The sequence below is a fragment of the Clostridium sp. CM74B_53 genome, from assembly GCF_036318045.1.
GTDB lineage: Bacteria > Bacillota > Clostridia > Lachnospirales > Lachnospiraceae > Pilosibacter.
Genome location: NZ_JAWQDE010000006.1, coordinates 109,149 through 123,822 on the forward strand (window position 1 = coordinate 109,149; position 14,674 = coordinate 123,822).

Annotated in this window: 16 protein-coding genes; 14 read left to right on the top strand and 2 right to left on the bottom strand. The window is 48.8% G+C overall.

What is annotated here, in order from left to right; translation table 11 throughout:
* Window positions 1-20: 20 nt before the first annotated feature.
* From V2546_RS07115 to V2546_RS07140, 5 genes are read left to right on the top strand one after another with little or no spacing between them, the layout of a single operon-like run.
* Window positions 21-1,037 carry a P-loop NTPase family protein gene (locus tag V2546_RS07115; protein ID WP_142410694.1) on the top strand — a complete coding sequence of 339 codons (1,017 nt, stop codon included), beginning with the start codon at window positions 21-23 and terminating at the stop codon, window positions 1,035-1,037.
* Window positions 1,025-2,980 carry a TadA family conjugal transfer-associated ATPase gene (locus tag V2546_RS15700; protein WP_486463572.1) on the top strand — a complete coding sequence of 652 codons (1,956 nt, stop codon included), beginning with the start codon at window positions 1,025-1,027 and terminating at the stop codon, window positions 2,978-2,980. Before V2546_RS07115 ends, V2546_RS15700 begins: the two co-directional genes overlap by 13 nt.
* A complete protein-coding gene (locus tag V2546_RS07130) occupies window positions 2,977-4,203 on the top strand; it encodes a hypothetical protein (protein WP_329751936.1) in 1,227 nt (408 codons plus the stop codon). The genes V2546_RS15700 and V2546_RS07130 overlap by 4 nt, the downstream gene beginning before the upstream one ends.
* Window positions 4,204-4,224: 21 nt before the next feature.
* A complete protein-coding gene (locus V2546_RS07135) occupies window positions 4,225-4,392 on the top strand; it encodes a Flp1 family type IVb pilin (RefSeq protein ID WP_118297595.1) in 168 nt (55 codons plus the stop codon).
* On the top strand, window positions 4,393-6,243 hold the full coding sequence (locus V2546_RS07140; protein WP_329751937.1) for a DUF5702 domain-containing protein: 1,851 nt from the start codon (window positions 4,393-4,395) through the stop codon (window positions 6,241-6,243). It begins immediately after the preceding gene.
* Here the strand turns inward: V2546_RS07140 and V2546_RS07145 are convergent.
* Entirely contained in the window at window positions 6,235-6,408 is a 174-nt protein-coding gene (locus tag V2546_RS07145; protein ID WP_182426478.1) for a hypothetical protein, read from the bottom strand. The genes V2546_RS07140 and V2546_RS07145 overlap by 9 nt on opposite strands.
* Window positions 6,409-6,495: 87 nt before the next feature.
* On the opposite strand from V2546_RS07145, the gene V2546_RS07150 reads away from it, so the two are divergent.
* From V2546_RS07150 to V2546_RS07185, 8 genes are all read left to right on the top strand, one after another.
* Entirely contained in the window at window positions 6,496-7,272 is a 777-nt protein-coding gene (locus V2546_RS07150) for a hypothetical protein (RefSeq protein ID WP_329751938.1), read from the top strand.
* Window positions 7,269-7,703 (top strand): prepilin peptidase, encoded by a 435-nt coding sequence (locus tag V2546_RS07155; RefSeq protein ID WP_329751939.1) that lies wholly within the window; start codon window positions 7,269-7,271, stop codon window positions 7,701-7,703. The genes V2546_RS07150 and V2546_RS07155 overlap by 4 nt, the downstream gene beginning before the upstream one ends.
* A complete protein-coding gene (locus V2546_RS07160) occupies window positions 7,700-8,113 on the top strand; it encodes a hypothetical protein (RefSeq protein ID WP_142410687.1) in 414 nt (137 codons plus the stop codon). Before V2546_RS07155 ends, V2546_RS07160 begins: the two co-directional genes overlap by 4 nt.
* Complete coding sequence (locus tag V2546_RS07165) at window positions 8,113-9,585, top strand: DUF6382 domain-containing protein (RefSeq protein ID WP_329751940.1); 1,473 nt, start codon at window positions 8,113-8,115, stop codon at window positions 9,583-9,585. The genes V2546_RS07160 and V2546_RS07165 overlap by 1 nt, the downstream gene beginning before the upstream one ends.
* A gap of 192 nt (window positions 9,586-9,777) precedes the next feature.
* Window positions 9,778-10,881 (top strand): putative NPN-dependent ornithine cyclodeaminase, encoded by a 1,104-nt coding sequence (locus V2546_RS07170; RefSeq protein WP_118513628.1) that lies wholly within the window; start codon window positions 9,778-9,780, stop codon window positions 10,879-10,881.
* A gap of 22 nt (window positions 10,882-10,903) precedes the next feature.
* The gene (locus V2546_RS07175; RefSeq protein ID WP_118297588.1) at window positions 10,904-11,521 is read left to right on the top strand and encodes a rhomboid family intramembrane serine protease; all 618 of its coding nucleotides are present in this window, start codon (window positions 10,904-10,906) and stop codon (window positions 11,519-11,521) included.
* Window positions 11,521-11,937 (top strand): HIT family protein, encoded by a 417-nt coding sequence (locus tag V2546_RS07180; RefSeq protein WP_118321469.1) that lies wholly within the window; start codon window positions 11,521-11,523, stop codon window positions 11,935-11,937. The genes V2546_RS07175 and V2546_RS07180 overlap by 1 nt, the downstream gene beginning before the upstream one ends.
* 32 nt (window positions 11,938-11,969) lie before the next feature.
* A complete protein-coding gene (locus V2546_RS07185) occupies window positions 11,970-12,515 on the top strand; it encodes an RNA polymerase sigma factor (protein WP_118321468.1) in 546 nt (181 codons plus the stop codon).
* On the opposite strand, the gene V2546_RS07190 is transcribed toward V2546_RS07185, so the two are convergent.
* Window positions 12,506-13,576, bottom strand: a complete 1,071-nt coding sequence (locus V2546_RS07190; protein WP_329751941.1) for an undecaprenyldiphospho-muramoylpentapeptide beta-N-acetylglucosaminyltransferase — start codon at window positions 13,574-13,576, stop codon at window positions 12,506-12,508. The two genes, V2546_RS07185 and V2546_RS07190, sit on opposite strands and share 10 nt — an antisense overlap.
* A 179-nt stretch (window positions 13,577-13,755) precedes the next feature.
* Between V2546_RS07190 and V2546_RS07195 the strand changes: the two genes are divergently transcribed.
* Complete coding sequence (locus V2546_RS07195) at window positions 13,756-14,667, top strand: DUF4367 domain-containing protein (RefSeq protein ID WP_329751942.1); 912 nt, start codon at window positions 13,756-13,758, stop codon at window positions 14,665-14,667.
* Window positions 14,668-14,674: the final 7 nt, after the last annotated feature.

Consider the following 14,674-nt stretch of genomic DNA (forward strand, 5'->3'; position numbering starts at 1 on the left):
GGTAGGGGAAAGGAAAAAGTATGAAAAAGATGATGGCGGTTTATGACGCGGATACGAGATACGCGGAACGATTGTCGGATTATGTTAACAGAAAAGAGCGGGGAGTATTCACTGCACAGGCGTTTACCTCGAAAGAAAAGCTGGCGGAATATGCCGCGAAACATGAGATCGATGTCCTGCTTTCCGGGGAGCGGACGGATTCCGGGGATATCTCCGAAATTCCGTCCGGACAGAAGATCTATATGTCGGAGGAAACAGAACGGCAGATGGAATCAGGGAAAGAAATCTATAAGTTCCAGTCCGGGGACGATATTATCCGGGAGGTGATGGCGGTCTACAGTGAGATCCCGGGGATCCGCCCGAATACCGCAGGAAGCGTGGATCAGTCCAGACGGATCATAGGCGTCTATTCGCCGGTCGGAAGATGCGGAAAGACCTGTCTGGCGCTGGCGATCGGTCAGATCCTGGCAAAAGAGGAAAAGGTGCTGTTTGTGACGCTGGATACTTTTACCGGTTTTACCGGTCTGTTAAATGAGCGCTGGAAGCGGGATCTCTCGGACCTTATCTACTACTATAAGCAGGAACGGTTTCATATAGTACGGCTGAACTCACTTGTCTACTATCTGGGAGATATGGCATGGATCCCGCCGATCCGGATCCCTCAGGATTATGCACAGCTTACCGCGCAGGAGATGGCGGATCTCATGGAACGGATCCTTCGGGAAGGAAATTATACGACACTTGTCCTCGATATCGGGGATTACGGGCGGGATGCCCTGCCGCTGCTGGAAAAATGTCAGGTCGTTTACGCACCGATCAGAGAAGATCCGTTTTCTGCGGAAAAAATGCGTGAATTTGAGGAGTATCTGGAGACAACGGGAAATAACGCTGTCGCAGAAAAGATCCAGAAGATCCATGTGCCGATGGTGACCGGAGGGAGAAGGATGGAACATTTTCCACAGGAGCTTCTGTGGGGAGATATGGGAGATTTTGTCAGGAGTCTGCTGAAAGGACAGAGGAACTTATGGGACAATTAAAGAAGATCCTGCGGGAACAGATCCTGGCGGAGATGACATATGAGCGGCAGATGTCGGATGAAGAGATCGCGGACCTCATCGACCGGAAGATGGATGCCTGTCTGGAGGAGCAGCCGGGAGAATTCCCGCTGACTCTGGGGGAACGGCTGAAACTCCACAGGGAGTTATTTGACTCTTTCCGGCGTCTTGATATCCTGCAGGAGCTGGTGGATGATCCGCGGGTGACAGAGATCATGGTAAATGGTCCGGACCAGGTATTCGTAGAGACAGGGGGAAAGATCGGGCGGTGGGAAAAGTCTTTCGAATCCAGGGAGCAGCTGGAAGATCTGATCCAGCAGATCGTCAGCAGTGTGAACAGGATCGTCAATACATCAACGCCGCTTGCAAATGCCAGATTGTCAGACGGATCGAGAGTCCATGTGGTCCTCGAACCGATCGCATTAAACGGACCGATCTTGACGATCCGGAAATTTCCGGAGCCGGTGACGATGGAACGGCTCATGGAATACGGAAGCATCTCAAAAGAGGCAGCGGATCTCTTGAAGACGCTTGTTGCGGCGCGCTACAACATCTTTGTCAGCGGCGGCACTGGAGCGGGAAAAACGACACTCTTAAATGCACTCTCAGAGTTTATCCCATCCGGTGAGCGGGTGATCACGATCGAGGACGCGGCGGAACTGCAGTTAAGCCATATCGAGAACCTGGTAAGGTTAGAGACGAGGGACGCGAATGCGGAAGGAGCCGGGGCCATCGGGATCGGGGAGCTGATCCGGGCGGCGCTCCGCATGCGGCCGGACAGGATTATCGTTGGCGAGGTGCGCGGAAAAGAGGCGCTGGATCTTTTGCAGAGTCTCAACACGGGCCATGACGGCGGCTTTTCCAGCGGTCATGCGAACAGTGTAAAAGACATGCTCGCACGCCTGGAAACGATGGTGCTGATGGCGGCAGATCTGCCGCTTCCGGCGATCCGGAGTCAGATCGCGTCGGCGGTGGATGTCATGGTGCATGTGGCGAGAATGCGGGATAAGACGAGAAAGATAACAGCGATCGAGGAGGTGGACCGGTTTGAAAACGGCGAGATCATCCTCAATCCCCTTTTCGCTTTCAGGGAGACAAAGTGCCCGGAGAGCCGGATCGGGGACAGGAGGAAAGTGGAAGGAAGCCTTGAATGGGTCGGAGCACTCAAACACAGGGAAAAGCTCCGTATGATGTATGAGACGTATGAGTTGAGCAGAAAAGAATGGGGGATCTACGGGGCAGAGGGGATTCTTGGCATTGCGGTGATGGACTATGTTTTTTACCGGAATGCAGGGCTTTTTCTGGTGTTGCTGCCGGTTGGAATGCTGTTTCCTCTTATGTTGAGAAAGCAGTTGAAGAAAAGGCGGCTGGAGACCCTGCGGGGGCAGTTTAAGGATGCGATCCTGGCAGTGGCCTCGGGACTGAATGCCGGATATTCGGTGGAAAATGCGTTTGCGGTGAGCTTAAAGGAGATGGAGGAGATCCATGGGAGTGATTCCATGATCGCGCAGGAAATCCGTCTGATCCTGCGGAAAGTGCGCCTGAATCTGACGTTCGAGGAGGCATTGGGGGATTTTGCGAAGCGGAGCGGCCTGGACGATGTGAAAAAATTTTCAGATGTTTTTCTTGCAGCGAGAAAAAGCGGCGGGGAACTGATGAAGATCATCGCCAGGACCGCGGAGATCATCGGAGAAAAAATTCGGATCCAGGAGGAGATCCTGACGGCAACCGCATCGAGGCGGATGGAGCAGAAGATCATGAGCGCGATCCCGATCCTGATCGTGGTCTACATTGAACTTACGTCACCGGGATTTTTTAAGATTTTGTATTCGACCATGGGAGGACGGATCCTGATGACGATCTGTCTCGGGATCTATCTGGTATCCTGTCAGCTGGCAAAAAGTTTCCTGGAGATCGAGATATGAGTGAGAAGGTGGAAAAAGGCAGGTTAAAAAAGTACGGGAAAGAGTATGGAAAGTATGCGGCATGTGTCGTGACCGGATTTGCGCTCTATGGAGCGGCGGAAGTGAACAGAAAGCTGGGGGATCCGGCGCGAAATGCGATTCTGGAGCGAAAACGATACGGCGAAGGAGATCGTCAGTATGATCTTCTGGTGGATGGACTGGGAGAAAGGGAGGAGGAAATCTCAGTCACGATCCCGGAGCGAAAAATGTCGGCAGATGAAATGCAGGAAAAGTTTCCGGAGATCATGGAATGCCTGATCGGAGAGATATTGGGGGAGAATGAGTCTCTCTCCGAGGTGCGCCATGATCTGGAGCTGACAGGCAGGCTAGAACCGTATGGATTGTCGGTACAGTGGGAATCCGGAAAACCGGAGCTTTTGAGCGATATGGGGCTGATCGGCTCTGAAGTGCCGGAATCGGGGGAGGAGGTGGTCCTTGATGCCGGGATATCCAATGGAACCACAGTCCTGCGGGCAGAGATAAAGGCTACAGTTTTTCCTGAAGAAAAGACGGTGGGGGAGAAATTTGAAGCGTTTCTGGAGAAACTCGCGGGGGAGAACCTGGAGAAGACTACGGTCAGTCTTCCTGAAAGCTTTGAGGGACAGCCACTCCATTACCGTCTGGCATCCGGCGGCGGAAATGGAGGTCTGATCTTTCTTGGGATCGCGGCAGCTTTATGTTTATTCTTAAAGGAAAAAAGTGATGAAAAAGAAAAGCGGAAACAGTGGGAAGAGCACATGATCCTGGACTATCCGGAACTGCTGTCCGGTTTCCTTGTATTAACGGGAGCCGGATATCCGGTGAGACAGGCCTGGAAGAAACAGGTCATGGATGGAATGAAGAAAAAACAGCAGGAGCGTCATCCTGTGTACCGGGAAATGCAGACGACATTAAACCAGATGGAGACGGGAACACCGGAGATCCGGGCCTATGCGGAATTCGGGCGTCGGATCGGGATCGGCAGTTATATGAAATTTGCGTCTCTGCTCGGCAACAGTGTGAGCACAGGGGGAAAGGATCTGAGGAGGCTTCTTGAGGAGGAGATGGAGGCGGCATTCCGTCAGAGAAAAGATTTTGCGCTCAGAAAAGGCGAAGAAGCGTCCACAAAACTTCTGATCCCGATGTTTCTCATGCTGGGAGTTGTGATGGTCATGGTAGTCGCACCGGCGTTTTTGTCACTGTAAAAAATGTTTGGAGGTAAGTGTATGCAGTTGAAAAGATTTCTTATGGAAGAAGATGGCGTCGGAGTCATAGAAGTTGTGCTGATCCTTGTCGTGCTGATCGGTTTGGTCATTGTATTTAAGACCCAGATCAACAAACTTCTGACCGGAATTTTCACGGAGATCAATAAACAGGCGAAAGAGGTATATTAAATGCGGTACCGGGGAGAGATCACAGTGTTTCTGAGTCTGACGATCCTGTGTGTGATGTCGCTGATGCTTGGACTTTTAGAATCAGCCAGGACGGCCGGGGCAAGACTGTATCTGAGGATGGCGTCTGACTCGGCAGTCTCATCGGTGATGAGCTATTATAACCGAAATTTATGGGATCGCTATCAGCTCCTGTTTCTGGAATATGACTCGGAGGCGGCGATCCAGGAGACATTCGGGCGTTATCTTGATTTTTATCTGGAACAGACCAATATGTATCCGGCAAGACGGGAAAAGGTTTCTCTCTCCGGGGTACTCCGCATGACTGATGAGAATGGACGGTGGCTGGAGGAAGAGATCGCGGATTACATGAAGTACCGGGTCCCGGAACTTTTTGCATCCGGCAGCGGGCTCTTAAAAGAGGCGGAACAGGTAAAGAAAGCGGGAGATTTCCGAAATCTGTATGATTCCTGCAGAAAGTCCGGACGGGCAGTACGGAGACTGGAGAAGGCGGCCCGGGAGGTTGAAAATTCTTTGCTGGAAATGGAAACTTGTAAGAACCGATTCAGCAATGCAGCATCTGATGAGAGTGCGTCTGCGCTGAAAAGGAGTGCCAGGAAATTAAAGAAGGAATTCCAGGATTTCCCAAATCTTGTGGAACAGTTTGAACAGGAGATCAGACGGCTGGAGAAAGAGAATGAAGAATCAGGGTTCAAGACTGTGGAGGATGAAACAGCAGCGGAGACTCTCGGGCAGGAAATTTCCGCATGCGGGGAGGTCATAAAAAGCGCGAAGGAGCGTCTGCAAAGGTATCGGGAAGCAGAAACACAGGTGGAACGAAATCTGGAACTTTTAGAGGAAGCCTGTGGGTATCTCGAGATGGAGCCGGACACGGATGAAGAGGACGACGTGGACTGGGATGCGATCAGCCAGTGTGCTGATGAAATGGAGATCCCGGAGTCAGAGAACTCCGGACCGAAAGACGCGAAAAAAGTGGCTGCCCTGGAGAGACTGGAGGAGCTTTTTGACAAAGAGCTTTTTGAACAGCTGCTCCCGGCGGGAACGGAAGTTTCCGGGTGGGCAGTATCCTTAAACGGGATCCCATCTGCGGGAAAACATGAGACAGGATCTGAAAATACTGGATCAGGAGCGATGGGAATCCTGGAGACGGCAGAAAAGGAACTGCTTGTCAGCAAATATATTCCGCTTTATTTTGGATCATTTACGGACGGAACAGGGGAGGCGGATGCTGCTCTTGATTATGAGATGGAATATCTTCTCTCAGGGAAAAAATCAGACCGTGAAAACTTAAAAGAAGCGGTAAACAAGGTGCTTATGCTGCGCGGATCGATGAACCTTCTGTATCTGCTCAATTCTCCTGATAAAAAGGCGGAAGCAGAAGCGCTGGCAGCAGCAGTGACAGCGGGGATCATCCCGGCTCAGATGGCAGTCTCATTCCTGATCCTGACGCTATGGGCATTTGGGGAAGCAGTGCTGGATGTAAAGACACTTCTGGCCGGAGGCAGGGTCTCGTTCTGGAAAACGGATGCGACATGGAAAACAGGACTTTCCGGTCTGCTGGATCAGTCGTTTTTGGGAGAAACGGCAGAGAGCGGACAGGACGGGAGAAATTATACGGAATATTTGAGCTGCATGATGTTCTTTATGGACCGCGGGGTACGAAATTTCCGCATGATGGATCTCATCCAGTGGAATATCCGGATGGGACAGGCTGATTTTTCCGTAGCGAGCTGTGCGTATCAGATCGAGATCGAGGCGGAGGTCATGCAAAAGCATATGTTTTTTCAAAAAGAGGAATACAGAGGAACAGTACATGCGGCGGGATCATATTGACGGCTGGAACAGAATGCCGGGATCATGCTGCCGGAGCAGATCTGGAGTGAGGTTTGCGGGTTGCTGTAAAAATGCTGAGAAATTAAAGAAAGGAGGTGTGTGGACGTGCTCTTCTTTGCCGGTTTCTTTATGAAAATCAATATACGAAAACTCTTCTTTCATCAAAAAGTGTCTCTCCAGGTACACGAATATACGTTTTTAACCCCGCCGGCAAGGAGAGTACATCCATGCGCCTCCGGATTTCAGGCATCTATGACGGCAGAGGCAGCCATTGCGCTTCCGCTCGCGATATTTTTCTTCCTGGCACTTCTGCAGCCGGTATCCTGGCTTGACCGGCAGAGAAAAGTGCAGACCTGCACCGAGCGGATAGGGGAGGAGATCAGCCAGTATGGTCTTCTGATGGATACGGATCCTGAAGAAGAAAATAGCGGACTTCCCGCATTCTGTACAGACGCGGCAGCAGCACTCTGGATCAGGGGAAGAGTCGGGCAGTATGCGGATCATGTACTGGTAAAACAGGCAGAGGTGTATGGAGAAAATGGGGATATCACATTTGAGGTGGAGTACCGGGAAGATGTTCCTTTTTATGGGAGAATTCTTGGAAAACAACAGAGAAATGCAGCTGTAAAAAGGCGGACATGGATCGGATTGAGGGGAAAACTGAGAGAAAATGGGACCGGATTGGAGACGGACCGCGATTCGGACGAAGAGATCGTCTATGTGGGGGCCGGGATGGGGCGTTATCATCTTTTTCGTGACTGCCATTATATTTCCAATGAGTACCAGAGCGTGACGCAGATGGAAGCGGAAAAAGGCGGGAGCTATGGGAAAAAGCGAACGCCCTGCGCAGTGTGTGCGGGAAAGGAAAACGGATCCGGGATCGTCTATGTCACAGCAGCGGGGGAACATTACCATTTCGATAAAAACTGTGCATCTATGATCTCTTATGTCCGTGAAATGCCGCGCGGGGAAGCGGAACATATGGGACTATGTTCCTATTGTGCGAGAAAAAAGGGGGAATTGGAATGAGTCTGTTTTTTCTGTTTTTGGGGATCGCTGCGTGGCAGGATCTCAGAACAAGAAGTATCAGCCTGGAGGTATTGACTGCGGGTGCGGCAGCAGGGATGGCTGTTTGTGTGCTGGAAGGCCGTGTACTTGAAGAAATTGTTCCGGCGATGATCCCGGGGATTGCACTTTTGCTCATAAACCGGTTTGCGGATGGAATTATCGGGGAGGGAGATGGATTATTTTTTCTTGTGGCCGGTTTTTTCCTTGAATGGAAGGAGATAGTCTTGCTGTTGATCTCCGGACAGTTCTTTTGCGGTATTTTCGGACTTGCGATGGCGGTAAGTGTAATGACGATAGGAGGCGGAAACGGGAATCTGCGGAAAATGCGGCTTCCATTTTTGCCATTTCTGCTTCCGACTGCGTTGTGGATGGCGGTGATGAGAGTTTTATGAGGGAAAAAAGGCAAAAGAATCAAAAATACGATGGAAGTATGACTGTTGAGGCATCCATAGTCATGTCGGTGGTCATCCTGTCGCTGGCCTCATTGATCCGGTATGCCTATACCGTTCATGATACTGTGACAGGGGGTATGATCCTGGAAGAGACGATCGAGAGGGTGAGAAATAATGTTGATAAGAAAAAAACGCCAGATATGTTCGAAGCGGAAGGAACCCGGATGGGAAATCCGAGACTTTTTCTTGGAGAGTACACGATCGGCCTGAAAACGGGGATAACCGGGATTACAGGAGACGCATCGGCAGGAGACTGGCATCTGAGTATGGAGCGGACCGATTTTCAGCCGGCAACTTTCCTAAGAAAACAAGATGCCGCAAAGAAGATCATGGACAGGCTGGAGGACTGATGAGGACGGAATTTAAGAGAGAAATGAACCGGAATTATATGGTCCTGCATCCGGAAACGGAAATGAATGAAACATATTCGCTGCGCATGCTGTCAGAAAACCGGATCACAGGACTGCTTCCTTTCCGGGAAAAACGGGTCGATGGGGAAAGCTATCTTTATTTTAACATTACTTCAAAACAGGCACTTTCCAGGATGATGGAGTACCGCTTTTTTACAGCGAAAGAGATCCGGCAGATCATGGAAGATCTGCTCATGGCAATGGCATCTTTAGAAAAGTTTTTGATGGATGGAGACCAGCTTGCCCTGGATCCCGATCTGATCTATGTGGATCCGGATGATCTCAAGGCAAATTTTTGTTTTATTCCGGGAACGGAAGGATCGTTTGAAATAAATTTCCGCAAACTCTCCAGATATATTCTGGACCATGTGGATCATACGGACGGTGATGCGGTGATCCTTGCGTTTGCGTTGTTCAAAGCAGGAGAAAAGGAGAACTTTGGGATCGCGGATCTGGAATCATGTCTGAGGGCGGGTGGAAAAAACGACAGGGAAGCAGGAAAAATGGAAACATATGAGAGAAAAATTCAGGGAGGATGTATAGATGATAAGAGAGAATTACGGGCAGATCAGGAAGAAAAGCAACCAGTTCCGGGAGAATTTTATGTGGGAAAGCAGGAACGCAGAGAAGGAAAGAAATCGGGAAAATATATGGAACAGGTCCGGAAATCAGAGCAGGAAAAACAGGAGGACGCCGATGACACGGAAGAGCCGGGCATAAAATGGAGAATTTTGCAAGTTTTGCTGGGAATATTGCTGCCTGCAGTTCCGGCGGCTGTATTTCTTGCCGGTGGAATGGAACTGGTGATCCGTTTAAAATGGGGCATCTTAGCTGCATGGGGAATTCTTCTTGCCGGGATCTTTGCTGTGGAAAAAGAAACGGGCGGGAAGAAAGGAGAAGATGAGGAGGAGAACGGAGAGGACTGGGAGATCATGTTCCGGGAGGAAGAGGAGCTGGAGCGGGGAGAAATCCCGGAAGCGGGATATTCAGGCGCAGCAAAACACTTTTTTCAGGAAGAACGGGATCAGAATGATCGCGGGTCACAAACCGAGGAAAAGACCGGGCGGGAAAAAGACGCGGATGAGATGCATACGGTCCTTCTTACCGGGCGGCAGATCTATCCGGTGACAAGGCGGCTCGTACCGGAGAACGGAGGCGAAGATGTTCAGGTCGGATATTTTCCCTTTTTGATCGGGAAGAACCGGGAAATCTCGGACCTCTGCCTGAATCTTCCCCAGATCAGCAGGATCCATGCGAAGATCGAGGAAAGCGGGGACGGATATATCATCACGGATCTCAACTCCACGAATGGAACGAGTGTGAACGGTCATTTTCTGGAAACAAATGAAAGCATGACGATCTCTCCGGGGGATCAGTTATCTTTTGCGGATCAGAGATATCGTTTCTTATAGAAAACGGACAAGCATATATTGAGCCATCGTGGATTTTGCCGGTTCGGAATGGGAAGCATCGGAAGAATCCTGTTATAGTGAGGAGATATGGAGTGCCCGTGTACTGTAACAGTGGAAAAATAAAAACAGGGGTGGTGTTTTTCTGACATTTGGTCTATGATAAATCCATCAATAATGAAAGGAGGGGGTATCATGGCATTTCAGATACCGGAATATCATCATCCCGATTTTTCACAGGAACAATTTTTGAAGGCTCCTGACGCAAGATGGGAAGTTGTGGAGATGGATGGGGTAGCTCCTGAATATTTTCACAGCACATCCATGTTCCCAGAATATTTTAAGATCCAGGGGAAATGGGTTTTGGCGGAAGAAAGCCGCATGGATTCCAGCGTAGTGATCTGTCCGGATGGACATCTGGAAGTGGTTGAAAACCGGAATCTCAAAAAAGGAGATAAGGTGATCCTGGGACGGAGTGAAGGCTGTGAAGAGGGCATTTATGTCCACAGCACCGGATTTCAGACAGAGGAAGAGGCAGCACTTGCGGATAAGTTTGTGTTTCGCCAGGGCCGGAGCAGAGAGACCTCCTATGCGAGAGACTATGACCGCCTGATGGATCTCTTGCGGTATGAGAAAGAACATGGAAAGATCGTCTGGGTCATGGGACCGGCGTTCTCCTTCGACTATGACGCGAGAAACGCGATGCAGTCGCTGATCGAGAATGGATACGCACATGGTCTGATGGCCGGAAATGCGCTTGCGACTCATGATCTGGAAGGTGCATTGTTACATACTGCGCTGGGACAGGATATTTATACACAGGTTTCCCAGCCAAACGGACATTATAACCATCTGGATGTGCTGAACAAGGTGCGGAGAAGCGGATCGATCCCAAAGTTTATCGAGGAAAATCATATTGACAATGGGATTATCTACGGATGCGTAAAAAATCATATTCCATTTGTTCTGACCGGTTCGATCCGTGACGATGGTCCGATGCCGGAGGTGATCGGAGACGCGTACCAGGGGCAGAGTGCAATGCGGGATATGGTCAGGGACGCAACCTGCGTGATCTGCCTGGCAACTATGCTCCATACGATCGCGACGGGAAATATGACACCGTCATTCCGCGTGATGAAGGACGGAACGATCCGACCGGTCTATCTGTACACGGTCGATGCAGATGAATTTGTTGTGAACAAGCTCATGGATCGGGGAAGTCTTTCGGCGACGACCATCGTGACGAATGTACAGGACTTCATCACGATTATCGCAAAAGGACTTGGCGTCATGAAATAACAGCATGGAAAGGATGGAACCCATGGGAAGCCAATATGGAAAAAAGGCTTATGTAAATGGACTCCTGATCGCTCTGAATGTGCTGTTTTTCCTGTATCTTGAGATCACAGGTTCGTCGGAGGACGCGTATTTCATGTATACAAAAGGCGCAATGTACGCGCCGGCGGTCCTGGAGGACGGTGAGTATTACCGGCTTTTGACGGCAATGTTCATGCATTTCGGGATCCGGCACATCATGAATAATATGCTGGTCCTGTTTGTTCTTGGAGATAATCTGGAACGGGCACTTGGGCATGTGAAGTATCTGATCTTTTACCTGCTCTGTGGGATTGGCTCGAACTGGGTGTCGATGATGGCGCATACAGCTGATACAATGACAGTATCAGCAGGAGCGTCCGGTGCAATTTTTGGAGTGGTCGGTGGGCTGCTTTACGTGGTCACGATCAATAAAGGAAGATTGGAGGATCTGAATACAAGACAGCTTGTGGTCATGATCTTCTTTTCCCTGTATCTGGGCTATACAAGTACCGGTGTGGACAACATTGCACACCTGTCTGGCCTTGTAATCGGCATTATTCTTGCTATAATTTTATATCATAGGCCTAAGGGAGACCGATGGCCGAACGGAGGTATCATATAATGAAAGACTGTAATTGTATTTTCTGTAAGATCGCAAATGGTGAGATCCCATCTTCAACGGTATATGAGGATGAGGATTTTCGTGTAATCCTGGACCTTGGTCCGGCTTCAAAAGGTCACGCCCTGATCCTTCCGAAAGAACATTTTAAGGACGTTACCGAACTGGATCCGAAGATTGCCGCAAAAGTACTTCCTCTCGGGGCAAAACTTGGAACAGCAATGAAGAAATCTCTCGGCTGTGCCGGTTTTAACCTGGTTCAGAATAACGGTGAGGCAGCCGGCCAGACGGTATTTCATTTCCATGTACATGTAATTCCGCGTTATGAGGGTGGTCCGGTCATTGCCGGTTGGACACCGGGAGAGGAAAAACCGGAAGTGCTCGCTGAAACTGCAGAAAAGATCAAGAGTGCACTGTAAACGGTAATCAGAAAAGAGTTGAAGGAGATCATATGCCGCAGGACAAAGATGAACTGCTGCAAGTACTGATTACGCAATATACTCAAATGTATATGAAGCTGGCGTATGCGATCGGAGTGCCGTTTGACGATGTAGAAGATATTGTCATGGAGGCATTCTGGTCGTTCTACCGGGCGGATTATGGTGGGAAGCTGGAGAATAAAAAAGTCGTAAAGGCAATGTTGGCCCGTATTGTTGAAAATAAATGCATCGATTATTTCAGAAAAGAGAAACGAAGTATCAGGCCGAATGAGGATGAAGATCTGAGCGAGCTGGAGATCATCGCGGACTTTTCTGCACATGACCCGCTTCAGGCTGTGATCAGCAGAGAAAGCTGTGGTCAGATTTATGAGATCCTGGATGGATTACGAGAATCGTGGAAAGACGTTACGATCATGTATTTCATTCAGGGGCTGACGACTGAAGAAATTTGTGAGCGTCTTGAAATCACGAACGACATGTGTCGTTCGCGAATTTCAAGAGCGAGAAAATACTTAAGAGAAGAACTGCAAAGCCGTATTGACAAAGGTCATTTGTGATCCGCACAGTCGTTGATCAGTTTCATGATCGTATCGATCGCGTTATTTAAATGACTCTTTTCCATATTTTCAATAAATGTCCGGCGATTTTCATAAGTATCATGGATCGCGTCAAAAAGAGTATCATCCGTTACTTTCTCTTCTTCCAGGACTGTGGAATACCCCTGTTTTGCAAAAGAATTTGCATTCAAGATCTGATCTCCACGGCTGGCAGCGGCGGAGAGCGGGATCAGGACGTTTGGCTTTCTGAGCGCAAGAATTTCACAGATGGAATTTGCGCCCGCCCTGGAGACGATCAGATCAGCTGCTGCGAATAAGTGCTTCAGCGGACTGTCAACATATTCATACTGAACATAACCGGAAGTCCCGATCAGGGATTCATCCAGGTTTCCCTTTCCGCAGATGTGGATGACCTGGAACTGCTCTAAGAGCTTTGGAAGAATGCTGCGGACTGCGCCATTTACCTTGACGGAGCCGAGACTTCCACCGATAACCAGGATGATCGGTTTTGCAGCGGAGAGGTTGGTGTATTGGAGACCGGCAAGTCTGTCTCCCTGAAGAAGCTCCGCACGGATCGGGGATCCTGTGAGAACTGCCTTTCCCGCCGGAAGATATTTTAGAGTTTCCGGGAAGTTGCAGCACACCCACTTAGCAGATGGGATACAGAGTTTGTTTGCCAGACCCGGGGTCATATCTGATTCATGAATGATCGTCGGGATATGGTAGTGTTTAGCGGCGAGAACAACCGGAACCGCTACAAAGCCGCCTTTTGAAAAGAGAACATCTGGTTTGTATTTTCTTAAGATTTTTAACGCCTCCGCGTAACCTTTTAAGACGCGGAATGGGTCGGAAAAATTTTTAAGATCGAAATATCTGCGCAGTTTTCCAGAAGAAATTCCGTCATAAGGAATCCCTGCGTTTTCAATCAGTTTGCGTTCCATACCATTGTAGGAACCAATGTATCGAATATCGTAACCGGCTGCCTTGAGGGACGGGATCAGGGCGAGGTTCGGTGTAACGTGGCCGGCTGTGCCGCCGCCGGTGAGAATAATTGTTTTCATAAATGCCTCCATGGAATTTCCGGACAATTGTCCGGAGTTTCGGCTCCGGCAGGTTATGCGGGAACCCATGTGCGGTGATCAAGATACACGAGATTACCGATATTTTAATAGTAACGGCTGAAAAAGAAATGTCAACCCCTAAAAGAAACGAAGGAAGAAAAGAAGTGAGGTGCTGAATCATGGCAGACATGGAAAATCAGGAAGATCAGAAAATAAGTGAATGCCTTCAGGAAGCATTTGGATACTCCGATGAGCAGCTGTTAAAACAGCTGGATCATGTGAATGAAAATTTTAAGGATGTTTCTTTTGCCGGAGCCGAGGAGCGCCTTATGAAGCGGTTCATGGAGCGGAAAGCTGAAATGGAGCGGAAAGCCACTGAAGCAAAACCGGAAACGACGAAGTCAGATGCACGGACTGGAGCAATCCCGGAAATAACGGCAGGTGCTGAAGAATGTACATTGGTAGAAGAAAATAGACCGGAACTGTTGGAGCTGGAGAAAAAGCAGGATGAAAAGCAGAATAAAAAGAAGATTGTCCGGTTTGGGAAAAAGAAGGTCCTGGCTACGGCGGCGCTGGTTGCAGTGATCGCGGGGATGCTTGGGGGGACGGCGATTGAGAAGAAGAGTTATTTCTTTAGGAAATCTGGTAGTGCTGCAGAGATTTCATTAGATAATGATAAAAATTTACTAAAAGATTCCAAGTTGGAATCAATATACAAAGAGATAGAAGAAAAATTAGATATTCCAATACTGTTGTTTGGTTATTATCCATCAGGAATGAAATTTGATGGATATGATATGTATGAAGATGGCGTTGAAATCCGTTTTAGTTATAACGACAAATTTATTTACTTTATACAACGAAAAAAGGAGACTACATCATCGACGAGAATAGTATCAGATAGGGAGAATAAAAAAGTTGTTATAAACAAATGGATTAATCAAAAAATAGAATATTCTGTAAATTCTTTGGATGATGGATCTCAAGAATGTGGAGCAATTTTTCCCATTAAGAATTATTACTATTGTATTTATGGATCTATTCCGGAAGAAAAATTTAAAGAGATATTAGAATATTTATATTTTTCCTAAAAAACGG